The organism is Allobosea sp. NPDC003192 (assembly GCF_050275675.1).
Taxonomy (GTDB): domain Bacteria; phylum Pseudomonadota; class Alphaproteobacteria; order Rhizobiales; family Beijerinckiaceae; genus Allobosea.
This window is the reverse complement of the sequence record NZ_JBNNPK010000015.1, coordinates 1-25,532: the sequence shown is the minus strand read 5'-3', so window position 1 is coordinate 25,532 and position 25,532 is coordinate 1. Positions and strand designations below refer to the sequence as shown.

The 25,532-nt window shown below is 68.0% G+C and carries 26 protein-coding genes; 22 read left to right on the top strand and 4 right to left on the bottom strand.

Features of this window, described 5'->3' with window-relative positions; all coding sequences use genetic code 11:
- Positions 1-4 precede the first annotated feature (4 nt).
- From trpS to ACQKLX_RS19465, 12 genes are all read left to right on the top strand, one after another.
- Entirely contained in the window at positions 5-1,066 is a 1,062-nt protein-coding gene (gene trpS / locus ACQKLX_RS19520) for a tryptophan--tRNA ligase (RefSeq protein ID WP_427363223.1), read from the top strand.
- Between the two features lie 87 nt (positions 1,067-1,153).
- Positions 1,154-1,648 carry a universal stress protein gene (locus ACQKLX_RS19515; RefSeq protein ID WP_427363222.1) on the top strand — a complete coding sequence of 165 codons (495 nt, stop codon included), beginning with the start codon at positions 1,154-1,156 and terminating at the stop codon, positions 1,646-1,648.
- Between the two features lie 92 nt (positions 1,649-1,740).
- Entirely contained in the window at positions 1,741-2,307 is a 567-nt protein-coding gene (locus ACQKLX_RS19510; protein WP_427363221.1) for a NifU family protein, read from the top strand.
- An 89-nt stretch (positions 2,308-2,396) separates the two neighbouring features.
- Entirely contained in the window at positions 2,397-3,080 is a 684-nt protein-coding gene (tsaB, locus tag ACQKLX_RS19505; RefSeq protein ID WP_427363220.1) for a tRNA (adenosine(37)-N6)-threonylcarbamoyltransferase complex dimerization subunit type 1 TsaB, read from the top strand.
- Between the two features lie 119 nt (positions 3,081-3,199).
- Positions 3,200-3,697, top strand: a complete 498-nt coding sequence (locus ACQKLX_RS19500) for a GNAT family N-acetyltransferase (protein ID WP_427363219.1) — start codon at positions 3,200-3,202, stop codon at positions 3,695-3,697.
- Positions 3,698-3,784: 87 nt separating this feature from the next.
- Complete coding sequence (locus tag ACQKLX_RS19495; protein ID WP_427363218.1) at positions 3,785-4,582, top strand: lysophospholipid acyltransferase family protein; 798 nt, start codon at positions 3,785-3,787, stop codon at positions 4,580-4,582.
- Positions 4,583-4,707: 125 nt separating this feature from the next.
- Positions 4,708-6,063: a tRNA (N6-isopentenyl adenosine(37)-C2)-methylthiotransferase MiaB gene (gene miaB / locus ACQKLX_RS19490; RefSeq protein WP_427363217.1), complete on the top strand. Its 1,356-nt coding sequence runs from the start codon at positions 4,708-4,710 to the stop codon at positions 6,061-6,063.
- Between the two features lie 89 nt (positions 6,064-6,152).
- Entirely contained in the window at positions 6,153-7,310 is a 1,158-nt protein-coding gene (locus ACQKLX_RS19485; RefSeq protein ID WP_427363216.1) for a PhoH family protein, read from the top strand.
- The gene (ybeY, locus tag ACQKLX_RS19480; protein ID WP_427363215.1) at positions 7,307-7,906 is read left to right on the top strand and encodes an rRNA maturation RNase YbeY; all 600 of its coding nucleotides are present in this window, start codon (positions 7,307-7,309) and stop codon (positions 7,904-7,906) included. The genes ACQKLX_RS19485 and ybeY overlap by 4 nt, the downstream gene beginning before the upstream one ends.
- A complete protein-coding gene (locus ACQKLX_RS19475; protein WP_427363214.1) occupies positions 7,903-8,898 on the top strand; it encodes a hemolysin family protein in 996 nt (331 codons plus the stop codon). Before ybeY ends, ACQKLX_RS19475 begins: the two co-directional genes overlap by 4 nt.
- Positions 8,895-10,493, top strand: coding sequence for an apolipoprotein N-acyltransferase (lnt, locus tag ACQKLX_RS19470; protein ID WP_427363213.1), 1,599 nt, complete (start codon positions 8,895-8,897; stop codon positions 10,491-10,493). Before ACQKLX_RS19475 ends, lnt begins: the two co-directional genes overlap by 4 nt.
- Before the next feature lie 107 nt (positions 10,494-10,600).
- A complete protein-coding gene (locus ACQKLX_RS19465) occupies positions 10,601-11,020 on the top strand; it encodes a helix-turn-helix domain-containing protein (RefSeq protein ID WP_427363212.1) in 420 nt (139 codons plus the stop codon).
- A 65-nt stretch (positions 11,021-11,085) separates the two neighbouring features.
- On the opposite strand, the gene ACQKLX_RS19460 is transcribed toward ACQKLX_RS19465, so the two are convergent.
- From ACQKLX_RS19460 to ACQKLX_RS19450, 3 genes are all read right to left on the bottom strand, one after another.
- A complete protein-coding gene (locus ACQKLX_RS19460; RefSeq protein ID WP_427363211.1) occupies positions 11,086-11,373 on the bottom strand; it encodes a hypothetical protein in 288 nt (95 codons plus the stop codon).
- Entirely contained in the window at positions 11,366-12,010 is a 645-nt protein-coding gene (locus tag ACQKLX_RS19455) for an acyl-homoserine-lactone synthase (protein ID WP_427363210.1), read from the bottom strand. Before ACQKLX_RS19455 ends, ACQKLX_RS19460 begins: the two co-directional genes overlap by 8 nt.
- A 90-nt stretch (positions 12,011-12,100) precedes the next feature.
- A complete protein-coding gene (locus ACQKLX_RS19450; protein ID WP_427363209.1) occupies positions 12,101-12,832 on the bottom strand; it encodes an autoinducer binding domain-containing protein in 732 nt (243 codons plus the stop codon).
- A gap of 146 nt (positions 12,833-12,978) precedes the next feature.
- Between ACQKLX_RS19450 and ACQKLX_RS19445 the strand changes: the two genes are divergently transcribed.
- From ACQKLX_RS19445 to trmB, 3 genes are all read left to right on the top strand, one after another.
- A complete protein-coding gene (locus tag ACQKLX_RS19445) occupies positions 12,979-13,392 on the top strand; it encodes a helix-turn-helix domain-containing protein (RefSeq protein WP_427363208.1) in 414 nt (137 codons plus the stop codon).
- 156 nt (positions 13,393-13,548) lie between these two features.
- A complete protein-coding gene (metK, locus tag ACQKLX_RS19440) occupies positions 13,549-14,754 on the top strand; it encodes a methionine adenosyltransferase (protein ID WP_427363207.1) in 1,206 nt (401 codons plus the stop codon).
- 80 nt (positions 14,755-14,834) lie between these two features.
- Positions 14,835-15,527 carry a tRNA (guanine(46)-N(7))-methyltransferase TrmB gene (trmB, locus tag ACQKLX_RS19435; protein ID WP_427363206.1) on the top strand — a complete coding sequence of 231 codons (693 nt, stop codon included), beginning with the start codon at positions 14,835-14,837 and terminating at the stop codon, positions 15,525-15,527.
- Here the strand turns inward: trmB and ACQKLX_RS19430 are convergent.
- Positions 15,475-16,590, bottom strand: a complete 1,116-nt coding sequence (locus tag ACQKLX_RS19430) for a DUF2336 domain-containing protein (RefSeq protein ID WP_427363205.1) — start codon at positions 16,588-16,590, stop codon at positions 15,475-15,477. The genes trmB and ACQKLX_RS19430 overlap by 53 nt on opposite strands.
- A 237-nt stretch (positions 16,591-16,827) precedes the next feature.
- Here ACQKLX_RS19430 and rimP point away from each other — a divergent pair, with 237 nt between their 5' ends.
- The 7 genes from rimP to ACQKLX_RS19395 all read left to right on the top strand — a co-directional run.
- Complete coding sequence (gene rimP / locus ACQKLX_RS19425) at positions 16,828-17,526, top strand: ribosome maturation factor RimP (protein ID WP_427363204.1); 699 nt, start codon at positions 16,828-16,830, stop codon at positions 17,524-17,526.
- Positions 17,527-17,531: 5 nt separating this feature from the next.
- The gene (gene nusA / locus ACQKLX_RS19420) at positions 17,532-19,133 is read left to right on the top strand and encodes a transcription termination factor NusA (protein WP_427363203.1); all 1,602 of its coding nucleotides are present in this window, start codon (positions 17,532-17,534) and stop codon (positions 19,131-19,133) included.
- Positions 19,134-19,149: 16 nt separating this feature from the next.
- A complete protein-coding gene (locus ACQKLX_RS19415; protein ID WP_427363202.1) occupies positions 19,150-19,839 on the top strand; it encodes an RNA-binding protein in 690 nt (229 codons plus the stop codon).
- Positions 19,836-22,697, top strand: a complete 2,862-nt coding sequence (infB, locus tag ACQKLX_RS19410) for a translation initiation factor IF-2 (RefSeq protein ID WP_427363201.1) — start codon at positions 19,836-19,838, stop codon at positions 22,695-22,697. Before ACQKLX_RS19415 ends, infB begins: the two co-directional genes overlap by 4 nt.
- Positions 22,698-22,798: 101 nt before the next feature.
- Complete coding sequence (gene rbfA, locus ACQKLX_RS19405; protein ID WP_427363200.1) at positions 22,799-23,251, top strand: 30S ribosome-binding factor RbfA; 453 nt, start codon at positions 22,799-22,801, stop codon at positions 23,249-23,251.
- Positions 23,238-24,179: a tRNA pseudouridine(55) synthase TruB gene (gene truB, locus ACQKLX_RS19400; protein ID WP_427363199.1), complete on the top strand. Its 942-nt coding sequence runs from the start codon at positions 23,238-23,240 to the stop codon at positions 24,177-24,179. The genes rbfA and truB overlap by 14 nt, the downstream gene beginning before the upstream one ends.
- 172 nt (positions 24,180-24,351) lie before the next feature.
- Positions 24,352-25,532 (top strand): cache domain-containing protein (locus ACQKLX_RS19395; protein WP_427363198.1); only part of this gene is annotated, 1,181 nt, incomplete at its 3' end.

The window sequence follows — 25,532 nt, the reverse complement described above, 5'->3', positions numbered from 1 at the left end:
CCCCATGGCCGCTTTCACTCCCCGCGTCTTCTCCGGCATGCAGCCGACCTCGACGCTCCATCTCGGCAATTATCTCGGCGCACTGGTGAACTGGGTCGCGATGCAGAAGACACATGACTGCATCTATTGTGTCGTCGACATGCACGCGATCACGCAGGGGCTCGACGTCTGGGGCGGACCGGTCGAACTGACCCGCGCCACGCGCGAGGTCGCAGCCGCCTATATCGCCGCCGGTGTCGACCCGAAGAAGAGCATCATCTTCAATCAGAGCCAGGTCTCCGGCCATGCCGAGCTCGCCTGGGTGTTCAACACGATCGCCCGGCTCGGCTGGCTCAACCGCATGACCCAGTTCAAGGAGAAGGCCGGCAAGGACCGCGAGAACGCCTCGGTCGGGCTCTACGACTATCCCGTGCTGATGGCGGCCGACATCCTGCTCTACAAGGCGACGCATGTCCCGGTCGGCGAGGACCAGAAGCAGCATCTCGAGCTGACCCGCGACATCGCCCAGAAGTTCAACAACGACTTCGCCGAACGCATCGCCGAGCTTGACCTCGGTACCGGCGAGCTCGGCTATTTCCCGCTGCCCGAGCCGATGATCCAGGGTCCGGCGCCGCGGGTTATGAGCCTGCGCGACGGCACCAAGAAGATGTCGAAATCGGACCCATCGGACTATTCGCGCATCAACCTGACCGATGATGCCGACATGATCGCCCAGAAGATCCGCAAGGCGAAGACCGACCCCGAAGCCCTGCCCTCCGAGGAAAAGGGGCTGGAGGGCCGGCCGGAGGCCGAGAACCTCGTCGGGATCTATGCCGGCCTCTCCGGCGAGAGCAAGGCGCAGGTGCTGGCTGAGTTCGGCGGCAGCCAGTTCTCCGGCTTCAAGGCCGCTCTGGTCGAGCTCGCCGTCGGCAAGCTCGCGCCGATCGCCGGCGAGATGCGCCGGCTGCTGGCCGATCCCAGCCATATCGACGGCATCCTCAGCGACGGTGCCGACCGCGCCGCCGCGATCGCCGCGCCGATCATGCTCGATGTCAAGGACATCACCGGCTTCGTGCGCCGGCGCTGATCCGGCAGGCAATGTGAGGGAGGCTTGCGCTGACCTTGCGACGCCTGTCACCATGGGAAGTCCTGAAACCGGCGGCAGGCGACAGCAATGGTGAAGAGACGGCGGTCCTATGAGACGGGCCATCGCCCGAAATTCCTCGCTGTCGTCGACGACAGCGAGGAATGCGCCAAGGCGGTACGCTTCGCGGCGCGGCGCTGCGCCCGCCTCGGCGCATCGATCGTGCTGCTCGGCGTCGTGACCCCGCCGGCTGACGAGACCTGGCTCGGAGTCGGCGACATGGTGCAGGCCGATGCCGAAGCCGAGGCGCAGGAATTGATCGACGCCGCCGCCGCCGCTGTGCGCTCGCTGGCCGGGCTTGAGCCCGAGAAAGTCGTGCGCACCGGCATCAAGGCCGACGAGATGGTCAAGCTGATCGAGGCCGACGAGGACATCTCGCTGCTGGTACTCGCCGCCGGCACGGGCCGCGACGGGCCCGGCCCGCTGGTCAGCGCGCTCGCCGGCAAGGGCGCCGGCACCTTCCCGATCCCGGTTGCGATCGTGCCCGGCCATCTCGCCGACGAGGAAATCGACGCATTGGCCTGACCCGAGGTCGCAACTGCTGGAATGATTCCAGCGTCCGGCCTATATCGGGAACAGGAACGGCGGTCTTGACCCGCCGGCGCCGGAGACAAGCCATGTTCATCCAGACCGAAGCCACGCCCAACCCCGCCACCCTGAAGTTCCTGCCCGGCCGCAGCGTTTCGCCGCAGGGCCCGATCGAATTGCGCGATCCGGCCCTTGCCGAGCGCTCGCCGCTCGCCACGCGCCTGTTCGGCGTCAAGGGCGTCTCGGCCGTATTCTTCGGCTCGGACTTCATCACCGTGACCAAGGCCGAGGGCGAGTGGCCGCATCTCAAGCCCGCCATCCTCGGCGCGATCATGGAACACTATATGTCCGGCGCGCCGCTGATGAGCGATAGCGCCCCGGTCGACGAGATCGCCGAGAGCGAGGACGAGTTCTTCGCCGAGGAGGACGCCGCGACCGTCGACACGATCAAGGAATTGCTCGAGACACGCATCCGCCCGGCCGTGGCCGGCGATGGTGGCGATATCACCTTCCGCGGCTACAAGGACGGCACGGTCTATCTCGCGATGAAGGGCTCCTGCTCGGGCTGCCCGTCCTCGACGGCGACGCTGAAGCACGGCATCCAGAACCTGCTGCGGCATTTCCTGCCGCAGGTGCGCGAGGTCGAGGCGGTTTGACCGCAGTCGCATTTTTTTGATTTTGCTCACTCCCCGGTCGTCCCGGCCGGGGAGGTGATCGAAGCGTTCCAAAGGCCGGGAAACAGCTCGTGCGCATCCTTGCGATAGACACCGCGCTCGGCGCCTGTTCGGCCTGCGTGCTCGACACCAGCGAAGCCGCTCCCCTCGCGATCGAGCAGACCGCGATGGAGCGTGGCCATGCCGAGGCGCTGATGCCGATGATCGAGCGCGTGATGGGCAGCGCCGAGGGCGGTTTCTCCTCGCTCGACCGCGTCGCTGTCACCATCGGCCCCGGCAGCTATACCGGCCTGCGTGTCGGCATCAGCGCGGCCCGGGCGATCGCGCTCGCCGCCGGCATTCCCGCCATCGGCATCTCGACGCTCGCCGCCAGCGCCGCGCCCTTCATCGGCCGCGAGGGCGGGCGCGTCGTCGCAGCAGCGGTCGACGCCAAGCACGGCCAGGTCTGGTTCCAGGCGATGAACGCGCAGGGCAAGCAGCTTGTCTCGGTCCGCCAGGTCAATCATCGCGACGCCGCCCGCGCCATCGGCGCCGGCCCGGTCTCGCTGGTCGGCTCGGCCGCACTCGCCGTCGCCAACGAAGCCTGGGCGATCGGGCTCGACGCGCTCGTGGTCGACGACGCCAAGGCGCCGGATGTGACCTGGGTGGCGCGGCTCGGCATGATCGCCGACCCCGAGAGCGCGCCGCCGCGCCCGCTCTATCTCAAGCCGCCGGAAACGACGCCGCAGGATCGCGCCCGGCTGCCGCGGCGCTAGAGCAGGATGCGAAAAAGTGGGAACCGGTTTTTCGCAGGAATCCTGCTCTAAACTGTTAGAATCGATCACGTTTGATGATTTTGGATCGATTCGATTCAGAATCATCGTGATCTAGCGCGATGGATTGGTTCCGGTCCCTGTTCGGGCGTCGGCCAGCGACCGGCCGCACCAGCCCGCTCGACGTCCGCCATGCCCGCCAGGTCGCAGCCCTGCATCATCAGGGCGGCTTCGCCCGGCTTTGGGAACCGGGCGAATGCGCGGCGCTGCTCGCCGACCCGGCAGTGGTGGCCGAAGGCGTGTTCATCGGCAGCGCCGGCGAGCCTTGCGGCTTCGTAATGTCGAGAATCGCAGCCGACGAGGCGGAAATCCTCAGCATCGTGGTTGCTGGCGGGCGGCGGCGGTCCGGGCTCGGGCAGACGCTGCTCTCAGCCCATCTGGCGCAACTGGCGGCGCGTGGCACGGCGCGTCTCTTCCTCGAGGTCGAGGAAGGCAACGCGCCGGCGATCGGCCTCTATGATCGGCTCGGCTTCGAGACCGTGGGGCGCCGCGAGGGCTATTACCCGAAGCCGGACGGCAGCCGGGCAGCCGCGCTGGTGATGCGGCGCGATCTCGGTTGAGCCGCGCGACATAGACGCTCGCGAAAAGCCCGATTATAGCCGGTTCCGCAACAGTGAGGCGCCTGCGCAGAGAATGAACGGCCCAGCATGAAAGGCCTCCGTCCCGGCGCCATGGCGCGGCTTGCGCTGCTCGTCCTCGGCACGCTTGTCCTGATCCCGCCTCAGCTCGTCGCGATGCGGTTCGGGCGGCCGTTCTATTTCACCCGGCTGTTCCAGAAGCTGGTCTGCCGCAGCTTCGGCGTGCGAATCACTGCGCGCGGCGAGGCTCCACGTCCTGGAGAGGGCGGGCTGATCGTCGCCAACCACATCTCCTGGCTCGACATTCCCGTCGTTGGCACGACGGGACCGCTCTCTTTCGTCGCCAAGGCCGAGGTCGCGACCTGGCCAGTGATCGGCTGGCTCTCGACGCTGCAGCGCACCGTCTTCATCGACCGGATGCGCCGCGGAGCCACCGCCGGCGTCGCCAGCGAGATGGGCAAGCGCCTTCAGGACGGGCAGTCGGTGGTGCTCTTCGCCGAGGGCACGACCGGCGACGGCACACGCATCGTGCCGCTGCGCTCTTCCTTGCTTGGCGCCGCTCACGAAGCCGTGCGCGGGACGGACGAGTCCGAGACCACGGTCTATCCGCTCTGTATCACCTATACCGGTTTCCACGGCCTGCGCGGCGGGCGGGCCGAACGCTCGGCGCTGGCCTGGTATGGCGACACCGAACTCGCGCCGCATTTGCAGGCGATGATCAATTCCGGCGCCATCGATGTCGAACTCGCCTGGGGCGAGCCGATCCGAATGGGCCGCAAGCTCTCGCGCAAGGAGGCGACGCGGCTCGCCGAGATCGCGATCCGGCGGGCGCGGCAGGAGGCCGTCACCGGCCGGTCACGCGGCTGAGCCAGATTCAATCTGCTTCGGACTGTTGCGGCCCGGATATTGCGTGGCGACTGTTGGCGGCGATATGATTCCCATGCTCGGGGCGATTGGGATAAGGAGACGCGGTTGAGGCCGGATCAGCATTGATGAAGAAAGTCCACATCAAGTCCTATGGCTGCCAGATGAACGTCTATGATGGCCAGCGCATGGCCGACGTCCTAGGCCAGCAGGGCTATGTCGAGACTGCGACGCCTGACGACGCCGACCTCATCCTGCTGAATACCTGCCATATCCGCGAGCGTGCCGCCCACAAGGTCTATACCGAGCTCGGCAAGCTGCGCGACCTGAAGCGCGAACGGAAGGCGGAAGGGCGCGAGACCACGCTGGTCGTCGCCGGCTGCGTCGCGCAGGCGGAAGGCGCCGAGATCCAGCGGCGCCAGCCCGCCGTCGACCTCGTCATCGGCCCGCAGACCTATCATCGCCTGCCCGAATTGCTGGCGCAGGCGAAGCGCGGCCGCGTCGTCGACACCGAACTGCCGCCCGAAGACAAGTTCGACCATCTGCCGGCCCCGAAGCCGGCGGCGATCCTCGCCCGTGGCGTCTCGGCCTTCGTCACCGTGCAGGAAGGCTGCGACAAGTTCTGCGCCTTCTGCGTCGTGCCCTATACGCGCGGTGCCGAGTTCTCGCGTCCGGTTGCGCAAGTGCTGGCCGAAGTCGAGCGATTGGCGCAGGCGGGCGTGCAGGACGTCTCGCTGCTCGGCCAGAACGTCAACGCCTATCATGGCGAGGGACCGGACGGCAGCATCTGGACGCTGGCGCGCTTGATGACCCGCATCGCCGAGGTGCCGGGCATCGCCCGCATCCGCTACACGACGAGCCATCCGCGCGACATGGACGACGAATTGATCGCCGCCCATCGCGACCTGCCGCAGGTGATGCCGTTCCTGCACCTGCCGGTGCAGGCCGGCTCCGACCGGATTCTCGCGGCGATGAACCGCAAGCATACCGGGGACGAGTATCGCCGGCTGATCGAGAGGATTCGTGGGGCGAGGCCCGACATCGCGCTGTCGTCCGACTTTATCGTCGGCTTCCCCGGCGAGAGCGACGCCGATTTCGAGGAGACGCTGCGGCTGATCGCCGATGTGCGCTTCGCGTCCGCCTATTCGTTCAAGTACTCGCCGCGCCCGGGCACGCCGGCGGCCGAGCTCTCCGAGCAGGTACCGCCCGCCGTGATGGACGAGCGGCTCCACCGGCTGCAGGCCCTGGTCGAGCAGCATCGGCAGGAGTTCAATCACGCCATGGTCGGGCGTACCGTCGAAGTGCTGCTCGAGCGGACCGGCCGCCATCCCGGCCAGCTCGCCGGCAAGACGCCCTATATGCAGGCGGTCCAGATCGAGAGCACGACGCACCGGATCGGCGATCGCGTCATGGTCGAGATCGAACGCGCCGGCTCGAATTCGCTGTTCGGCCGCGCGGTGGAGCGGCCGGACCTGGCTGCCTGAAGAGGGTTCGAGTGCGTAGCGTGCGATGGCGTCGGCGTTGCGGTGACGGATTCTGACTGCGCCTGTCCGACTCATTCCCAGTGGAGACAATGGCATTGGCCCAGGCCGATCAATTCAACCCGAAAGCCGAGCGCGGCGGCCGCCGCGACGAGGCGTTGACGCGCGAGGGCCTGCCCGGCGCGGAGGTCGAACTCACCTTCGACAACAACCAGACCGTCGGCCTGGTCTTCGGCCATTACGACCAGAACCTGGCGCATCTGGAACGACGCCTCGGCGTCGTCGTCAGCCCGAACGGCAACCACGTCACGATCAAGGGCCCGCGCGAGACCGCCGAGCAGGCGAGCCGTGTGCTGCGCACGCTCTATGCCCGCGCCAAGACCGGCGCGGCCGTCAATCTCGGCGAGGTCGACGGCGCAATCGAGGAGAGCAATGCGCAGCGCTCGCTCTTCCCCTCCGACAATGCCGGGAAGGCGGCCTTCGACGCGGTAGTCACGCGCAAGCGCGGTCCGGTCCGGGCCCGCAACGCGGCACAGGACGCTTATCTGCGCCAGCTCAAGCGCCATGAGCTCGTCCTCGCCGAGGGCCCCGCCGGCACCGGCAAGACCTGGCTCGCCGTCGGCCACGCCGTCTCGCTGATCGAGCAGGGCGTGGTCGAACGCATGGTGCTGTCGCGCCCGGCGGTCGAAGCCGGCGAGCGCCTGGGCTTCCTGCCCGGCGACATGCGCGAGAAGGTCGATCCCTATCTGCGGCCGATCTACGACGCGCTCAACGACTTCATGGAGGCACGCCATGTCGAGCGCGCCTTGCAGACCGGGATGATCGAGATCGCCCCGCTCGCCTTCATGCGCGGGCGCACGCTGAGCAACGCCGTGGTGCTGCTCGACGAGGCGCAGAACGCCACCTCCGTGCAGATGAAGATGTTCCTCACCCGCCTGGGCGAGGGCTCGCGCATGATCATCACCGGCGACCCCTCGCAGGTCGACCTGCCGCCGGGCCAGCGCTCCGGCCTGGTCGAGGCGGTCCGGCTGCTCTCGGGCGTCGAAGGCGTCGGCCATGCCCGCTTCGAGGAGGGCGACGTGGTGCGCCATGCGCTCGTGCGCCGCATCGTCATGGCCTATGAGGATGCCGCCCGAAAGGAGCGCGACGAGCGCGAGGCCCGTCTCGCCGCCCTGCCCGCGCCGGACGCGCCTGTCGAAGGCGATGCCGACGGGCTGAAGCGCATGCTGTCGCGGGAGCGGCCGCGATGACCGATCGACCTCGTTCGCGGCGCACGGCGCCGCGGACCAAACCTACGGAGCCTGCCCCTGGCGGGCTCACACTCGACGTCCGCATCCAGTCGCGGCGCTGGCGCGAGGTCGAGGATCTGAAGCCGCGCATCAACGCCGCCATCGAGGCGGCGCTCATGCTCGCGCCGGTCAAGCCCTCGCCGGGCGCGGAGCTCAGCCTGCTGCTGACCGACGACAAACGCATCCGCATCGTCAATCGCGACTGGCGCGGCTTCGACAAGGCGACCAACGTCCTCTCCTTCCCGGCCGCGCCGCCCGAGCGGATCGCGTCGAGCCCGGTGATCGGCGACATCGTGCTCGCCTTCGAGACGGTCGCTCGCGAAGCCGAAGCCGAGGAGAAGTCTTTCGGCGACCATCTCAGCCATCTCGTGATCCATGGCCTGCTGCACCTCGTCGGCGAGGATCACGAGACCGAGGAGCAGGCGCAGCGCATGGAAGCGCTGGAGACCGCGGCGCTCGCCCGGCTCGGCATCGCCGATCCCTATGCCGGCTCGGAGCCGGAACCCATGCAGCCCCGCCAAACGGCCAAGAACCAGAAGCTCCAGCCTGCGTCATGAGCGACGACCCCCGATCTTCATCATCGTCGGAACCATCAGGCCGCGGCCTGTCACACTGGCTCGGCCAGTTCCTCGACCGGCTCGGCCTGCGCCATGGCGGCTCGATCCGCGAGGACATCACCGAGGCGCTGGCGCAGGACAGCGGCGGGGTCACCGACCTCTCGCCGCAAGAGCGGGCGATGCTCTCGAACGTGCTGAGTCTGCGCGAGCGCCGCGTCGCCGACGTGATGGTGCCGCGTGCCGACGTCATCGCGGTCTCCTCGGAAGCGACGCTAGGCGATCTGCTCGCACTGTTCCGCACCGCCGGCCATTCGCGCCTGCCTGTCTACGGCGAATCGCTCGATGATCCCCGCGGGATGATCCATATCCGCGATTTCCTCGATTTCATCGCCGCCCGAGCCAAGCCGGGCCGGAAGCTGCGCGGCGAGGCGGAAGCCGGCGCCGGGCCGAGTCTCGGCGCCATCGACCTTTCCATGACGCTGGCGCAGGCCAAGATCCTGCGGCCGGTTCTCTACGTTCCGCCCTCGATGCCGGCGGTGGATCTCCTGGTCCGGATGCAGGCGACGCGCACCCATATCGCCCTGGTGATCGACGAATATGGCGGCACCGACGGGCTGATCTCGATCGAGGACCTCGTCGAGATCGTCGTCGGCGACATCGAGGACGAGCACGATCTCGACGAAGCGCCGGCGATCGCGCCGGCCGGCGAGAACCGCTACATCGCCGATGCCCGCGCCACGCTCGACGAGCTGAGGCAGGCGACCGGGATCGACCTGTCGAGTGCCGAGGTCGCCGAGGAGGTCGACACGCTCGGTGGCCTGATCGTGACGCTGGCCGGCCGTGTGCCAGTGCGCGGCGAATTGATCAAAGGCCCCGAGGATCTCGAATTCGAGGTGCTCGACGCCGATCCGCGCCGGGTCAAGCGCCTGCGCATCCATCGCCGTGACCCGGTCACGGCCGAGCAGCCGCCAGCCGCTCCGGACGCCGCATGACCAAGCTGTCAGGGCTGGCCGACCGCGTCATCCTCGCCTGGGGTTGGCCGCGCCGGCTGATCGCGCTCCTCAGCGGCGCCAGCGGCGCGCTGGCGCTCGCCCCGCTCGACCTCTGGCCGCTGATGGTCGTGCCGATGACCGTCGCGGTCTGGCTGATCGACGGCTCGGTCGCGCAGACCCGGCGCGGGCGCCTCTGGGCCGCCGCGAGCGCTGGCTGGTGGTGGGGCTTCGGCTATCACCTCGCCGGATTGTGGTGGCTCGGCGCCGCCTTCCTGGTCGAGGCCGACAAGTTCGCCTGGGCGATGCCGCTCGGCGTCGTCGCCCTGCCGGCCTTCCTCGCCATCTTCCCGGCCGCCGGCTTCGCGCTGGCGCGGACGCTGTGGCCGACCGGCGCCGGCCGTATTCTGGTGCTGGCGGCAGCGCTGGCGCTGAGCGAATGGCTGCGCGGCCATGTCCTCACCGGCTTCCCGTGGAACGTCTATGGGATGATGCTGGCCGGGCCGGCCTGGCTCGCCCAGAGCGCAAGCGTAGTCGGGCTCTATGGGCTGACCGCGCTCGCGGTCGCGATCGGCGCGGCACCGGCCGTGCTCGGCACGAGCGGGGACGGCGAGAGCCGTTGGCGCGCGCTGGTGTTGGCAGGCTTCACGCTGGCCGTGATGGCCGGTTTCGGCGCCTGGCGGATTCCGACGGAGCCCGTCGCGGCGGTGAACGGGGTCAAACTGCGACTGATGCAGCCGAACCTGCCGCAGGACGCCAAGTTCAGCGCGCGCAACAGCGAGATGATCCTGTCGCAGTATCTGTCGCTGAGCGACCGCGCGACCGGCCCGGCGACCTCCGGCGTGCAGGACGTGACACATCTGATCTGGCCCGAATCGGCCTTCCCCTTCCTGCTCGGGCGCACGCCGCAGGCGCTGGCCCGGATCGCCGCCCTGCTGCCGCCGAACACGACGCTGATCACCGGCGCCGCCCGCGCCGGCGAGACCCTGCCCGGCGAAAGCCGGCCGCCGATCTACAATTCGATCCAGGTCGTCAACGACGAGGGCGTGATCACCGGCAGTTATGACAAGGTCCATCTTGTTCCCTTCGGCGAATATCTGCCGCCCGTACTGGAGCGGCTGATCCGCGCCGTGGGACTGTCGGAGTTCGTCTCGGTGCCCGGCGGCTTCGCCTCGGGCAGCCGACGCACGCCGCTGTCGATCCGTGGCCTGCCGCCGGCGGCGGCACTGATCTGCTACGAGGTGATCTTTCCCGGCGCGGCGATGCCGAGCGGTCCGCGGCCGGGCTTCATCCTCAACCTCACCAATGACGGCTGGTTTGGGCAGACCAGCGGGCCCTATCAGCATCTCGCCCAGGCCCGGCTGCGCGCCATCGAGGAGGGTCTGCCGCTGGTGCGCGTTGCCAATACCGGCATCTCGGCGGTGGTCGACCATTACGGCCGCATCCGTGCGGCGCTGCCGCTCGGCGAGACGGGCGTCCTCGATACGAGCCTGCCTCGCGCCGGAGCGGCGACGGTCTATTCCCGCTTCGGCGACCTTTTCTTTGCAGGTGTAGTTGCCAGCTTATTGCTCGCTGGAGTATTAGTGCGGAGACGGTGATCCCATTTGGAACTTTCTTCCGGGAAGGCCGCCAATGGCCGGCCGGACCGGGCCTTCTGCGGGCCACCGACAGGTCTGGACGGATAAAACAAAGGGGACCGGCAGCCATGTTGAAGAAAGTACCAAACCCGATCGACCGCCATGTCGGCAGCCGCGTCCGGATGCGCCGGATGCTCGCCGGCGTCAGCCAGGAAAAGCTCGGCGAGGCCCTCGGCCTGACCTTCCAGCAGGTGCAGAAATACGAGAAGGGCACCAACCGGATCAGCGCCAGCCGCCTGCAGCAGATCTCCAAGATGCTCGGCGTGCCCGTCGCCTTCTTCTTCGACGGTGCTCCAGCCGACGAGACCATCGGCAACGGCTTCGCGGAGGCGTCGACCACGACCTATGTCGCCGACTTCCTCGCCACCAGCGAGGGCGTGCAGCTGACCAAGGCTTTCGTGCGCATCAAGAACCCGCGCGTGCGCCGGCGTATCGTCGATCTCGTCGAGTCGCTCGGCGACAGCCCGATCGAAACCATCGAGCAGTAACCCGCCCGGACACGGCCAGAGGAAGCCGATCAGCTCGCGACGAGAGCTGATCGGGACACTCTCTATCAGTGCAAGGCCGGCGCCGCGTCCTGGGTCAGGACGAGCGTGCTCCGGTTGAGCCGCTGCAGTTGCGGGCTGGGATTCACCAGCAGGAAGTCCCGAAGCTTCGACTGATCCGGCTCCGACATCGACAGGATCTGGACCGCGAGCCAGAGCTCGTCCGGCAGGTCCATGCGATAGGCGACATCCACCAGCTCCTGATGCACGGGATGATTGCGCAGGAGGGTGGTGAGCAGCCCCAGCGCATATTCGATCTTGGCGCGGCTGCTGCTCGCATCGTGCTGACTAGCCATGCGGAATCCTCCGTTCGCCGGGAGCCCGCTTCGCGCCGCGGCGCGACAGGATGACCGGCGCTTCAATGTCCTTGAAGGCGAGAGTCCGGCGATAAGCCTCTTCGCTCACCGTGATGATCGTGCCGACGCAGTTCATGCCGTCGATCATGGTCGGCAGGCCGAGTGGCCGGACCTCCCAGCCCAGCTCCAGGAAACGCGGCATCCACCAGGTCTCCATCACCACCGTGATCGCCGAGATGTCGTTGGCGAGGCAATGCTCGAACATCCCGGCCATGACGGAATGCAGGACCTTGCTGTCGCCGCCGCGCCGCTCCGGCACGACGAAGATGCGGGTCCATTCGACGATGTCGCTGCCGCGCTGGAGCCCGCGCACATCGGCCAGGAACGGGAAGACATCCGCCATCAGATGCGGGCACTCCGTCGGAACGAGCCGCGTGCCGCCGATCACGCGCCCGTTCTCGATCGCCAGCAGATAGGTCGCGTCCTCAGTGTCGAACTGGTCGACCTCGCGGCCATCGGGCCGTTCGAGCGCCATCCATTTGCGCTCGCCGACGTAAATCTGATGCCGAATTTTGAAATGCTGCTCGAGTTCGGCCCCGTAGAGGTGCCGGTTCCCGGCATCGATAACATGGATCATCGCCGCCTCCCCTTGCTTGAGGGGTGCAGGCTGGCTCCTTTCGGGTTTCCTGGGTATTCCGGAATTCCGGAAGATGCGGCCTAATTCGCGTTAGATACTGATCTCGCCGCGACGATAGGCCTCGATCACCGTGCGCGTGCGGCCCCTGACGCCGAGCTTCCTGGCGGCGTTCTCGAAATGGGCCTCCGCCGTTCCGGCCGAGACGCCCAGGCGCTCCGCGACGCCTTCCGTCGTCTTGCCGATCGCGAACCAGGTCAGCACCTCGCGCTCCCGAACGGTCAGGACATGCTCGCGGTGGGCCGGCCGCAGGCAGTCGGTCGCCTTGCCATGCGCGTAGATCGACATCAGGTGGATCGCCGAGCGGGCCTGACGCGACAGGTCCGGCCGGTCGCCGGCCATGGTGACCACGGCCTGGAAGCCGGCCTCGCCGTGGATCGGCACGCAGAAGCCCTCGATCATGTCGAAGTCGCGAGCCCGGTGCATCACCTCGCGCTGGCGCGGCAATGCGCCTTCGTCCTGATAGACATCGCTCCAGGCGAAGGGGTCGACCGTCGTCTTGCAATGCGCTGCGATCGGGTCCCAATCCGAGAAGGACTTCTCCAGATAGAGCTCGAACCAGCCCGGCGGCCAGCCGTTCAGGAGCACGAGCGGGTCGATCCTGTCCCCGATCTCCGGCAGTCCGGTGATCAGGAAGGCATGGAAGCCGTAGCTCGCGAGCTTGTCGCGCAAGGCCGCGACAACGGTGGCCGGATCGGAGAGGGTGCTCAGCCGATCGATGAAGTCGAGCGCGTCCCGTCCCGCGTTGAAATGCCGTCCCGACATGTCCCGCCTTCCCTGACCGTCCTAGTTTCGACCCAGAACGGTCAAGAATCAACGCATACCAATGCATATCAATCCGCGCTCGCCCAAGGCCAGCGGTAGACGCGAGGCCGGAAGTGCGGTTGAGTGTGACGTGAGGTGAGCGGCCCATGCTGAAGAAACTCCCGAATCCGATCGACCGTCACGTCGGCAGCCGGGTGCGCATGCAGCGCATGCTAGCGGGTATCAGCCAGGAGAAACTGGGCGAGGCGCTCGGCCTGACCTTTCAGCAAGTGCAGAAATACGAGAAGGGCACCAACCGGATCAGCGCCAGCCGCCTGCAGCAGATCTCCAAGATGCTGGGCGTGCCAGTCTCCTTCTTCTTCGAGGGGGCGCCGGCTGGCGAAACAACTGGCGGCGGCTTCGCCGATGCGGCGAGCACGACCTATGTCGCCGACTTCCTCTCCACCAGCGAAGGCGTGCAGCTCTCCAAGGCTTTCGTGCGCATCAAGAACCCGCGCGTGCGTCGGCGGGTTATCGATCTCGTCGAGGCCTTGGCGGATGAATCGGGCGAAACAGCCTGATTTCATGTTTTTTTGTTCGGCTCGACGAACAAAATATCGATCAAAAGAATTTCCTGCCTTGACGGCAAACCTTTCCGCTGCAAAAGACGCTGCGCTTTTTTCCGCGCGCAGGTGACCAGCCGGCGCCGCTTCGCAGCCTGGGAAGGATCCCCGACCGTGTCCCGCCAGAACTACCTCTTCACCAGCGAATCCGTCTCCGAAGGCCACCCCGACAAGGTCTGCGACCGGATCTCGGACGAGATCGTCGATCTGTTCTTCAAGGAGGCGATCAAGGCGGGCCATGATCCGGCGCAGGTGCGCGTCGCCGCCGAGACTCTGGCGACGACCAACCGCATCGTCGTCGCCGGCGAGGTCCGCACCCATCTCGACGAGAAGCAGATCAAGTCGAAGGTGAAGTCGGCGGCGCGCAAGGCGGTCCGCGCCATCGGCTACGAGCAGGACGGCTTCCACTGGAAGAAGGCCAAGATCGACGTGCTGCTGCATCCGCAGTCGGCCGACATCGCCCAGGGCGTCGATGAAGGCAGCAACAAGGATGTCGGCGCCGGCGACCAGGGCATCATGTTCGGCTATGCCTGCCGCGAGACGCCCGAGCTGATGGCGGCCCCGATCTACTACGCCCACAAGATCCTCGAGGTCCTCGCCAAGGCCCGCCACGCCGGCGAAGGCGCGGCGGCCAAGCTCGGCCCGGACGCCAAGAGCCAGGTGACGGTCAAGTACGAGAATGGCAAGCCGGTCGGCGTCACCCAGATCGTGCTCTCGACCCAGCATCTCGACGAGAAGCTGTCCTCGGCCGATGTCCGCAAGATCGTCGAGCCCTATATTCGTGAGACCCTGCCCGATGGCTGGATTGGCAAGGACACCGTCTGGCACGTCAACCCGACCGGCAAGTTCGTCATCGGCGGCCCCGACGGAGACGCCGGCCTGACCGGCCGCAAGATCATCGTCGACACCTATGGCGGCGCGGCCCCCCATGGCGGCGGCGCTTTCTCGGGCAAGGACCCGACCAAGGTCGACCGCTCGGCCGCCTATGCGGCACGCTATCTCGCCAAGAACGTCGTCGCCGCCAAGCTGGCCGACCGCTGCACGATCCAGCTTTCCTACGCCATCGGCGTCGCCAAGCCGCTGTCGATCTATGTCGACCTGCACGGCACCGGCAAGATCGACGAGGCCAAGCTCGAGGGCGTGCTCGGCGAGGTCATGGACCTGACGCCGCGCGGCATCCGCACGCATCTGGGCCTCAACAAGCCGATCTACGCCAAGTCGGCGGCTTACGGCCATTTCGGCCGCAAGGCCGGCCGCGACGGCAGCTTCTCCTGGGAGAAGACCGATCTCGTCGACGCGCTGAAGAAGGCCGTCGCCTGATCAACGCCGTCCGCACGGACGCGAAGGCCGGGGCGCGCCCCGGCCTTTTTCTTTTCGGCCGCTCGCCGTAAAGGCACTCCATGACCGATCAGCACGATTCCGAACGCGCCTTTTTCGGCCGGCGCAAGGGCAAGGGACTGCGCCAGGGCCAGGCCGAGCGCATTGCCGAAACCCTGCCGGCGCTTCGCCTGCCGGAGGGGCCGATCGCGGACCTGAAGGCGCTCTTTCCGATCCCGGTCGAAACGGTCAGGCTCGAGATCGGCTTCGGCGGCGGCGAGCACCTGCTCTCGCGCATGCGCGAGAGCCCGCAGATCGGCTTCATCGGCGTCGAGCCCTTCATCAACGGAATGGCCAAGTTCCTTGCCGTGATCGAGCAGGAAGGCCTGCGCAACATCCGGCTCTGGGATGGCGATGCGGCGCTGCTGCTGCCGCAATTCCCGGAAGGGAGCATCGACGCGGCCGACCTGCTCTATCCGGACCCATGGCCGAAGCGCCGCCAGCGCAAGCGCCGCTTCGTCTCGGAGCGGACGCTCACGCTGCTCGCCAGGGTATTGCGGCCGGGCGGACGCTTCCGCTTCGCCAGCGACATCGACGACTATGTCGGCTGGACGCTGGCACGGCTCATGGCCTCGCCCGATTTCGACTGGGTCGACGAAAATGCCGAGGACTGGCGCCAGCCCTATCCGGGCTGGGTGCGTACCCGCTACGAGGCCAAGGCGATCAAGGCCGGGCGGGTGCCGAGCTATCTGACTGCGCGCCGTCGCGCATCCTGAGGAAGCCGAGCACGCGCTGCGCCGTCATCGGCGTCAGGTTGCGGAAGCTCTGCCTCGCCCGCTCCAGCACCGGAGCCGACTTGCCGTCGCCCTTGCGCAGGCCGATCAGCGCCTTGGTCGTCTCCCAGGACCAGCCCATGCCGCGCGCCACCAGCAGGACCGCGTCGCGATCGGGGCCGAAGACGATCTGCTCGGTCGCCGGCAAGGTCAGGCGTGCGAGCGTCGCGACACCGCAGACGGCATGCTCCACCGCGCCGGAGGTCGCATATTGCGCGACGACGGATTCATCGAGCTTGCCGGCGTCGTCCAGGGCCTTGACGTCGGCCAGCGCCTTGCCGAACCGACCCAATTCGTCGCCGACGGCCGCCTGGACCGAGACGGCCTCGGCGCCACGTTCGACCGCGCCGGCGACGGCACCGGCGAGGGATGGTTCGAGCGAGGCTTCGAGCCGGCGGCGGGCCGAACTCTTGGCGGCTGCCATCAACTGCTCGGCGAGATCGGCCGGGATGTCGGCGCGCGAGCCCAGCGTCGCCTGCAGGGCGTCGTCCTGGGCGGCGCGCATGACGAGCACGCCCATGCCATGGCGGGAGAAGCGGGCAGTCTGGTTGGCGGCGACGGCATGGGTCACGACGCGCCCGCCGCGCAGGATCAGGAAATCGGTGACCGGCTCGCCGAGATCGGGGCGCTCGGTGATGGCGAGCATGTGATCGCGCCCCTTGGCGGCGGCGATGGCGACGAGATCATGGTCGCTGAGGCGGGGCGAGGCGACGAGGACCGGCCGCGCGACCGCGATCTCATCGAGGGCGAGCTGGCGGACGACGCCGCTGGGCGCATTGGGAACGGGCGCCAGCCGCTCGGCGAGCTCGATGCGGGCCCGCATCTCGATCGCACGGGCGAGGCGGCCGATGACGACGTCGAAAACGCCGACCTGGTCTTCGCCCATATCAGTAGCCGTGGCGAGGAAGAGGTCGGTCAGGCGCGACAGGATGACGGCACGCTCGTCGGTCGAGCCGCGCGCCATCGTCGTCTCGAGATCGCGCAGCAGCGCACCGACAGGACTCATCACGCAACCTCACCACACAACCATCTCCCCGTCCTAGCAACGAAGAATGACCAGCCGGTTAGCGGGATCGCCGCAATCGCGGAGAGGCTTGCAAGATCGCGGAAACGGGACTAGATAGCGCCCAACAGCTCTGGTTTCGGTGTAAGCCGGCGATCAAGAGCGGGCCCACCGGCCCGCTCTTTTTTGTTGGCCGGACCAGAGCCCCTGCAATCGCCGGGAGTCGGACGAGCCATACGGATGGTCGAGCAGAACAGCCAGGATCAGGAAGAGCGGATCGTCGTGGAGAGCGGCGTGGCCGCGCGCGTCGCGGCGATCGTCGAGCCGGCGATCATGGATCTCGGCTATCGGCTGGTGCGGGTGCGCGTCACCGGCCAGAACGGCTGTACCGTCCAGATCATGGCCGAACTCCCTGATGGCACCATGACCGTCGAGGGCTGCGAGGCGGTGAGCCAGGCGGTGTCACCGGCGCTCGACGTCGACGATCCCGTCCAGACGGCCTATCATCTGGAGGTGTCTTCGCCGGGCATCGACCGGCCGCTGGTCAGGCCGGGCGATTTCGAGCGCTGGGCTGGTCACCTGGCCAAGATCGATACCAGCGAGCCCTTCGCCGGGCGCAAGCGTTTCCGCGGCATCCTGCGCGGCGCAAGCGGAACCGACGCGCTGCTGACCCGCGATGACGCCAAGGCCGACGAGGATCGCGACGTCGCGATTCCGATGCGGCTCATCGCCGAGGCGCGGCTGGTGCTGACCGACGCGCTGGTCACCGAATCGCTCCGGCGCGGCAAGTCGGGCCTCGCGCCGCAGATGCCGCCCGCCGACGAGATCGCCCAGCCCGTACCCGGGCGCGGCAAGTCGCTCGGTCCCCGCGATCCCAAGGCCCGCACGCCGGGCAAGGGCCGCAAGGGGCCGGTGCAGAACACACAGGAAGAGGAGTGAGCGCCATGGCCGTCAGCGCCAACCGGCTCGAGCTGTTGCAGATCGCCGACGCAGTCGCCCGCGAGAAGTCGATCGACCGGCAGATCGTGATCGACGCGATGCAGGACGCGATCGCCAAGGCGGCGCGCTCGCGCTACGGCGCCGAGACCGACGTCCATGCCGAGATCAACCCGAAATCGGGTGAGCTTCGGCTGGCGCGTCATCTCCAGGTCGTCGACCTCGTCGAGAACGGCGCCGTCGAGATCACCGTCGACGAGGCCAAGCGCCACAATCCGGCCGCCCAGGTCGGCGACGTGATCGCCGATCCGCTGCCGCCCTTCGATTTCGGCCGCATCGCGGCGCAGTCGGCCAAGCAGGTCATCGTGCAGAAGGTGCGCGAGGCCGAGCGCGACCGGCAGTACGACGAGTACAAGGACCGCATCGGCGAGATCGTCAACGGCGCGGTCAAGCGCGTCGAGTACGGCAACGTCTTCGTCGATCTCGGCCGCGGCGAGGCGATCATCCGCCGCGACGAGATGATCCCGCGCGAGACCTTCAAGGTCGGCGACCGCGCCCGCGCCTATGTCTACGACGTGCGCCGTGAGCCGCGCGGCCCGCAGATCTTCCTGTCGCGCACCCATCCGCAGTTCATGGCCAAGCTGTTCGGCCAGGAAGTGCCGGAGATCTATGACGGTATCGTCGAGGTCAAGGCTGTCGCCCGCGATCCGGGCTCGCGCGCCAAGATCGCGGTGATCTCGCGCGATTCCTCGATCGATCCGGTCGGCGCCTGCGTCGGCATGCGCGGCTCGCGCGTGCAGGCCGTTGTCGGCGAGCTGCAGGGCGAGAAGATCGACATCATCCCGTGGTCGCCCGATGTCGCGACCTTCGTCGTCAACGCGCTGCAGCCGGCGGAAGTCGCGAAGGTGGTGCTGGACGAGGAAGCGGACAAGATCGAGGTCGTGGTGCCGGACGAGCAGCTCTCGCTCGCCATCGGCCGGCGCGGCCAGAATGTCCGCCTGGCGTCGCAGCTGACCGGCTGGGACATCGACATCCTGACCGAGCAGGAGGAGTCGGAGCGTCGCCAGAAGGAGTTCTTGCAGCGCACCGAGCTGTTCATGAACGCGCTCAACGTCGACGAGACGGTCGGCCAGCTCCTCGCCTCGGAAGGCTTCCGCTCGGTCGAGGAAGTCGCCTATGTCGAACCGAGCGAACTGTCCTCGATCGAAGGCTTCGACGAGGACACCGCTGCCGAGATCCAGAGCCGCGCCCAGGAGCACCTGGCCGCGGTCGAGGCCGAGCTCGACGACAAGCGCAAGGCGCTGGGCGTCGAGGACGAGCTGCGCGAGGTCGAGGGCGTCACCACCGCGATGATGGTCGCGCTCGGCGAGAACGACGTGAAGAGCGTCGAGGACCTCGCCGGTTGCGCCACCGACGATCTGGTCGGCTGGACCGAGCGCAAGGATGGCGAGACCACCCGCCATTCCGGCTATCTCGACGGCTTCGACCTGTCGCGGCAGGACGCCGAGGCGATCGTGATGGCGGCCCGCATCAAGGCGGGCTGGATCGAGGCGCCGGAGCCGGAAGCCGAGGCCGAGGCCGAGGTTGAGGCCGAGGAGTCGCAGGCCTGAGCCGGAGCCGCGCAAGATGAGCCGGCGCGCCGAAGGCGAGGGTCCTGAGCGGACCTGCGTGGTGACGCGCCAGGGCCGGGCGCCGGAGGATCTGATCCGCTTCGTGGTCGGTCCCGGCGAGGTGCTGGTGCCGGACATCCGGCGCAAGTTGCCGGGGCGTGGTGTCTGGGTCTCGCTCAGCACGGCTGCGGTCGGCGAGGCGGTGAAGCGGCGCGCTTTCGAGCGCTCGCTGAAGGCGAAGGTCACGGTGTCGCCGGAACTTGCGGCCGAGGTCGACACGCTGCTGGCGAGGGACGCGGTCCAGGCGCTGGCGATGGCTAACAAGGCTGGCCTGGTCGTCAGCGGCTTCGCCAAGGTCGAGGCGCTGGCGCAGGCCGGACGTGCCGCTGCGGTGATCGCCGCCAGCGACGGCGCCGAGGACGGAAAACGCAAGATCAGCCAGGCGCTGCGGCGGGCGCCGACGCTGAAAGAGATACCGGTGGTGGCGAATTTCGCCGCGGCCGAACTGGAACTGGCGCTGGGGCGTGAGCATGTGATACATGCAGCGCTTGCTCCGGGTCCGGCGACTGAGGGTTTCCTCGCGCGCTGGCGTCGGCTCGTCCGCTATCGGACGAACGATGCTGGCGAAACGGCGTTTATCGACCCGGTGGAATCCGACGCGCGAGATCAGACGAAGACCGAACCGGCAGGACCGAAAGCGGAATGAGTGATACCAAGACCCCCGGCGACAAGACCTTGAGCGTGACGCCTCCCAAGACGTTGTCGCTGAAGCGCCCTGTCGAACAGAGCACGGTTCGGCAGAGCTTCTCGCATGGGCGTTCGAAGCAGGTTGTCGTCGAGGTCAAGCGCCGCGTCGCTCACGAACCCGCCGCGGCACCCGTTGCGCCTCGCCCGCCCCAGGCACCGCAAGCCCCGGCAGCGCCGCAGGCTCCGCGACCGCAGCCGCCGCAACCCGCTCCGGCGGCTAGCCGGCCGGCCGGCGGCATGCTGCTGCGCACCCTCTCTGACGAGGAGAAGGACGCCCGCCAGCGAGCCCTGACCGATGCTCGTGCCGTCGAGGCCGAGGCCCGCTCCCGCGCCGAGGAAGAGGCGCGTCAGCGCGCCGCCCGCGAAGCCCGCGAGCGTTCAGAGCGCGAGGCAGCCCAGGCCCGCCAGCGCGAGGAAGAGGATCGCCGCCGGCAGGAGGACGAGCACAAGCGCCGCGCCGAAAGCGCGGCACGCCAGCGCATGGGTGAGGAAGCGGCGGCGCAGCGGCCCGCGCCGGTGCGCGAGCCCACGCCTCCTTCCGCTCCGCCGCCCCAGACCTACAGCCAGGCGCCGCGCCCGGCTCCATCCGGCCCGCGCGAGCATCGCGAGCCGCGTGAACAGCGCGATTTCGGTGGCCCGCGGCCGCCGGCGCGTGATGTCGGCGCCCGTCCGCCGCGGCTCGATTTCCGTCCGCCGCGCTCGGACTCGCCGCGTCCGCCGCGCCCCGATCCGAATGCGACCGCCGAGCCGGTCGTCGCCCGGCCGACCCGGCAGGCTCCGTCCGCTGGCGCACCGCGCAGCCGCCCCGAAGATGGTGAGGCGCGTCCCGCTTTCCGCCGCCCCGGTGGAGCCCCCGGCGCTGCCAACCGCGGCGCGCCTGCTCCGGCGCCGAAGACCCCGAAGGTCGGCGACAAGCCGCGCGGCCGCCTGACGCTGTCGACCGCCACGGGCGGGGATGACGAGCGGACCCGTTCGCTCGCCTCCTTCCGCCGGCGCGTGCAGCGCATGACCGGCCATCGCGCCTCGGATGTGCAGAAAGAGCGCGTGATGCGCGAGGTGATCATCCCCGAGACGATCACCATCCAGGAACTCGCGAACCGCATGTCGGAGCGCGGCGTCGACGTCATCCGTCTGCTGATGAAGCAGGGTGCGATGCACAAGATCACCGACGTGATCGACGCCGACACCGCTCAGCTCGTGGCCGAGGAAATGGGCCATAGTGTCAAGCGCGTCGCCGAGTCCGACGTCGAGGAAGGCTTGTTCGACACGCCCGATACCGACGATACGCTGGAGCCGCGGCCGCCGGTCGTGACCATCATGGGCCATGTCGACCACGGCAAGACTTCGCTGCTCGACGCGATCCGCAAGACCCATGTCGTCTCCGGCGAGGCCGGCGGCATCACCCAGCATATCGGCGCCTATCAGGTGACGACGCCGGCCGGTGCCCGGGTGACCTTCATCGACACGCCCGGCCACGCCGCCTTCACGGCGATGCGCGCTCGCGGCGCCAAGGTGACCGACATCGTGGTTCTGGTCGTGGCGGCCGATGACGGCGTGATGCCGCAGACGGTCGAGGCCATCAATCACGCCAAGGCGGCCAAGGTGCCGCTGATCGTGGCGATCAACAAGATCGACAAGTCCGACGCCAACCCGGATCGGGTTCGTTCCGAGCTGCTGCAATACGAGATCCAGGTCGAGTCGCTCGGCGGCGAGACGCTGGAGATCGAGGTTTCGGCCAAGACCGGCCAGGGGCTCGACACGTTGCTCGACGCGATCGCGCTGCAGGCCGAAGTGCTCGACCTCAAGGCCAACCCCGAGCGCGCCGCCGAAGGCACGGTCATCGAGGCCAAGCTCGACCGCGGCCGCGGCCCGGTCGCCACCGTGCTGGTCCAGCGCGGCACGCTGCGCACCGGTGACATCATCGTCGCCGGCGCCGAATGGGGCCGTGTCCGGGCGCTGATCTCCGATACCGGTGCTCAGATCAAGGAAGCGGCGCCGTCGCTGCCGGTCGAGGTGCTCGGCTTCAACGGAACGCCAGAAGCCGGCGATCGCGTCGCGGTCGTCGAGTCGGAAGCGCGGGCCCGCGAGATCACCGATTACCGCGAGCGCCAGAAGCGCGATCGTCTCGCTGCCCGCGGCGCTGGCTCCGGCGCCGGCCGCTCGCTCGCCGAGATGATGCGCGAGCTCAAGGAAGGCGCTGGCCGCAAGGAGTTCCCGCTCGTCGTCAAGGGCGACGTGCAGGGCTCGGTCGAGGCCATCGTCGGCTCGCTCGAGAAGGTCGGCAATGACGAGGTCCGCGCCCGCGTGCTCTCGTCCGGCGTCGGCGCGATCACCGAATCCGACGTCACCCTGGCCCAGGCTTCGGGCGCGGTGGTGATCGGCTTCAACGTCCGCGCCCACAAGGAAGCGCGTGAGGCGGCCGAACGGGCCGGCGTCGAGATCCGCTACTACAGCATCATCTACAACCTGATGGATGATGTGAAGGATGCGATGTCGGGCCTGCTGGCACCGACCCTGCGCGAGACCATGCTCGGCAACGCGCAGATCCTCGAGATCTTCAACGTCTCGAAGGTCGGCAAGATTGCCGGCTGCCGCGTCACCGACGGCACGATCGAGCGCGGCGCCAATGTCCGCCTGATCCGCGACGGCGTCGTGGTTCACGAGGGCAAGCTCGCCCAGCTCAAGCGCTTCAAGGACGACGCCAAGGAAGTGGTCGCCGGCCAGGAGTGCGGCATGTCCTTCGAGAGCTACCAGGACATGCGCCAGGGCGACGTGATCGAGTGCTTCCGCGTCGAGGAGATCAAGCGCAGCCTCTGACCGGCCCGCTTGCTCCCCGGATACATTCTGATGGCCGGGCTTTCGCCCGGCCATGACGTTTCAAACCCGTCCGTCCGGTCCGATCCCGGAGAACGAGAACCATGGCAAAGAAACCCAATACCCAGGGCTCCGGGCCCTCGCAGCGGCAATTGCGCGTCGGCGAACTGATCCGACATGCCCTGGCGGAGATGCTGGCGCGCGGCGACATCCATGACGATGTCCTGGCCAAGCACGTGATCACCGTGCCGGAGGTCCGGCTCTCGCCCGATCTCAAGCTCGCGACCTGCTACATCATGCCGCTCGGCGGCCAGGACGTGGCTCCGGTGCTGAAGGCGCTCGACGCCAACAAGCGCCATATCCGCGGCGAGATCGCCCACCGGGTGAACCTGAAATACGCGCCGGACCTGCGCTTCCGTCAGGATGAGAGCTTCGACGAGGCCGCCCGGATCGACGCCCTGCTCGATTCCGAGGCCGTGCGCCGTGACACTGACCGCAAGCCGCTGCGCATCGACCAAGACTTTGACCAGCAAGACAAGCACGATGACGACGACTGACGAGAACCGCCCGGCAGAGGCGGATGGCGGCCGGCCGCCGCGGCCGAAGAAGCGCGACGTGCATGGCTGGGTCGTGCTCGACAAGCCCGTCGGCATGACTTCGACCCACGCGGTCAGCGTGGTGAAGCGCGCCTATGCCGCCAAGAAGGCCGGCCATGCCGGCACGCTCGACCCGCTCGCCTCGGGACTGCTGCCGATCGCGCTCGGCGAAGCCACCAAGACCGTCCCCTTCGTGATGGACGGCCGCAAGGCCTATGAGTTCACCGTCGCCTGGGGCTCGCAGACCGATACCGACGACACCGAGGGCAAGGTCGTCGCGACCTCCGAGCTGCGACCGGACGAGGCCGCGATCGCGGCCTTGCTGCCGCGCTTCACCGGGACGATCCAGCAGGTGCCGCCGAAATTCTCGGCGATCAAGATCGCCGGCGAGCGCGCCTACGACCTCGCCCGCGATGGCGAGGAGGTGACGCTGGAGGCTCGCCCGGTCGAGATCACCGCCCTGCGCATCGTCCGGCATGACGGCCCGACCACGACCTTCGAGGCCGAATGCGGCAAGGGCACCTATGTCCGCGCCATTGCCAGGGATCTCGGCCTGGCGCTGGGCTGCCTCGGCCATGTCGCGCATCTCAGGCGTACCCGCGTCGGCCCGTTCGCAGTGGTGGATGCCGCCACGGTCGAGGCTCTGCGCGACGGCGAGAGCGCCACGGCGGCGCTGCGACCGGTCTCTGCGGCCCTTGCCCTGATCCCGGAGATCGTGATCCATCGCGACGCTGCACTCCGGCTGAAGCGCGGCCAGAGCGTGCTGCTGCGCGGCCGTGACGCGCCCCTGGAGGCGGAGGCGGTCTATGCGGTCAGCGGCGGCGTCCTGATCGCCACCGGCTCGATCACGCAGGGCGAATTCGTTCCGCACCGGGTCTTCAACCTCTAGAAGTACGGCCTGCGCGGCACACGCTCGACGTGATGCATTTCGTACCGAATGGAACGAACCATACTCTAAACAGGCATTTTCGGGTCCAATTCGTCCCCGTTTAAAGCGAAATTTACCAGTTTGGACCGGTTCTTGAGTGCTGGCCGATCTCGGCCGCCTCAAGGAGCCGCCCGTGAAGAAGCTCGCCTCCCTCTGGCTACCGATCTCCAACCGGCTCGCGATCGTCGGCGTTGCCATCTTCGCCGCCGCGATCGCAGCATCGGTGATCGTCTCGATCCGCGCCGCCGACAGCGCGATGCGCGAACGGGCCCAGGCGAGCCTGACCGTCAACATCAACTTGCTGCGGGATATTCTCGCTGCCAAGGGTGAGCCGCGGCTGGACGGCGACAAGCTCTATTTCGGCTCGGAGCTGGTCAACGGCAACTTTGCCGCGGTCGACAAGGTCAAGACGCTCTCCGGGGGCACCGCGACCGTGTTCATGGGCGACACGCGCGTCTCGACCAACGTCCAGAAGCCGGATGGCTCGCGGGCGATCGGCACCAAGCTCGCGCAAGGCCCGGCCAATGATGCCGTCTTCAAGGAGCGGCGGACCTATTCCGGCGCCGCCGACATCCTCGGCGTGCCTTATTTCACGATCTACGAGCCGATCGTCCAGACATCGAACAATGCCGTGATCGGCATCCTCTATGTCGGCATCAAGCAGGCGGACTTCCTCACCGTCATCGACGAGATGATCCGCAACAACGTCATAGCTGGCCTCGTGATCGCCGTGATCGGCGGGACGCTGCTGTTCTGGCTGACGCGCCGGACGCTGCGGCCACTCGGCCAGCTCAAGGACGCGACGCTGAAGATCGCGGCGGGCGACCTCGCCAGCGAGCCGCCCAAGCTGCGCAGCGGCGACGAGGTCGCAGCCATGGCGGACGCGGTCGCAGTCCTGCGCGAAGCGGCGATCGAGAAGACGCGGCTGGAGACCGAAGCGACGGAGCAGTCGGAGCGCAGCGATGCCGAGCGCCGCAGCAACCAGGCCGAGCGCGAGCGTACCGCAGAGCAGCAGCGTGAGCACGCACGCCAGCAGGAAGCGATCGTTCGTGCCCTTGCTACCGGGCTGGAGCGACTCGCCCAGGCCGATCTGACCTGCCGGCTCGAAGACGCCTTCCCTGCCGAATACGAGCAGCTCCGGGCCGATTTCAACGAAGCCGTCGATCGCCTTTCGGCGACGGTGTCGACGATCCAGATGACGGCATCGGATGTCGGGATAGCGGCGCGGGAGATCAACATGGGCGCGGACGATCTGTCGAAGCGCACCGAGGAGCAGGCCTCCTCGCTGGAGGAGACCGCGGCGACGACCGAGGA

Coding starts and splice junctions, on each gene's coding strand:
- trpS (WP_427363223.1), top strand. CDS start 5: ATGGCCGCTTTCACTCCCCGCGTCTTCTCCGGCATGCAGCCGACCTCG.
- ACQKLX_RS19515 (WP_427363222.1), top strand. CDS start 1,154: ATGGTGAAGAGACGGCGGTCCTATGAGACGGGCCATCGCCCGAAATTC.
- ACQKLX_RS19510 (WP_427363221.1), top strand. CDS start 1,741: ATGTTCATCCAGACCGAAGCCACGCCCAACCCCGCCACCCTGAAGTTC.
- ACQKLX_RS19500 (WP_427363219.1), top strand. CDS start 3,200: ATGGATTGGTTCCGGTCCCTGTTCGGGCGTCGGCCAGCGACCGGCCGC.
- ACQKLX_RS19495 (WP_427363218.1), top strand. CDS start 3,785: ATGAAAGGCCTCCGTCCCGGCGCCATGGCGCGGCTTGCGCTGCTCGTC.
- miaB (WP_427363217.1), top strand. CDS start 4,708: ATGAAGAAAGTCCACATCAAGTCCTATGGCTGCCAGATGAACGTCTAT.
- ACQKLX_RS19485 (WP_427363216.1), top strand. CDS start 6,153: ATGGCATTGGCCCAGGCCGATCAATTCAACCCGAAAGCCGAGCGCGGC.
- ybeY (WP_427363215.1), top strand. CDS start 7,307: ATGACCGATCGACCTCGTTCGCGGCGCACGGCGCCGCGGACCAAACCT.
- ACQKLX_RS19475 (WP_427363214.1), top strand. CDS start 7,903: ATGAGCGACGACCCCCGATCTTCATCATCGTCGGAACCATCAGGCCGC.
- lnt (WP_427363213.1), top strand. CDS start 8,895: ATGACCAAGCTGTCAGGGCTGGCCGACCGCGTCATCCTCGCCTGGGGT.
- ACQKLX_RS19465 (WP_427363212.1), top strand. CDS start 10,601: ATGTTGAAGAAAGTACCAAACCCGATCGACCGCCATGTCGGCAGCCGC.
- ACQKLX_RS19460 (WP_427363211.1), bottom strand. CDS start 11,373: ATGGCTAGTCAGCACGATGCGAGCAGCAGCCGCGCCAAGATCGAATAT.
- ACQKLX_RS19455 (WP_427363210.1), bottom strand. CDS start 12,010: ATGATCCATGTTATCGATGCCGGGAACCGGCACCTCTACGGGGCCGAA.
- ACQKLX_RS19450 (WP_427363209.1), bottom strand. CDS start 12,832: ATGTCGGGACGGCATTTCAACGCGGGACGGGACGCGCTCGACTTCATC.
- ACQKLX_RS19445 (WP_427363208.1), top strand. CDS start 12,979: ATGCTGAAGAAACTCCCGAATCCGATCGACCGTCACGTCGGCAGCCGG.
- trmB (WP_427363206.1), top strand. CDS start 14,835: ATGACCGATCAGCACGATTCCGAACGCGCCTTTTTCGGCCGGCGCAAG.
- ACQKLX_RS19430 (WP_427363205.1), bottom strand. CDS start 16,590: ATGAGTCCTGTCGGTGCGCTGCTGCGCGATCTCGAGACGACGATGGCG.
- rimP (WP_427363204.1), top strand. CDS start 16,828: ATGGTCGAGCAGAACAGCCAGGATCAGGAAGAGCGGATCGTCGTGGAG.
- nusA (WP_427363203.1), top strand. CDS start 17,532: ATGGCCGTCAGCGCCAACCGGCTCGAGCTGTTGCAGATCGCCGACGCA.
- ACQKLX_RS19415 (WP_427363202.1), top strand. CDS start 19,150: ATGAGCCGGCGCGCCGAAGGCGAGGGTCCTGAGCGGACCTGCGTGGTG.
- infB (WP_427363201.1), top strand. CDS start 19,836: ATGAGTGATACCAAGACCCCCGGCGACAAGACCTTGAGCGTGACGCCT.
- rbfA (WP_427363200.1), top strand. CDS start 22,799: ATGGCAAAGAAACCCAATACCCAGGGCTCCGGGCCCTCGCAGCGGCAA.
- truB (WP_427363199.1), top strand. CDS start 23,238: ATGACGACGACTGACGAGAACCGCCCGGCAGAGGCGGATGGCGGCCGG.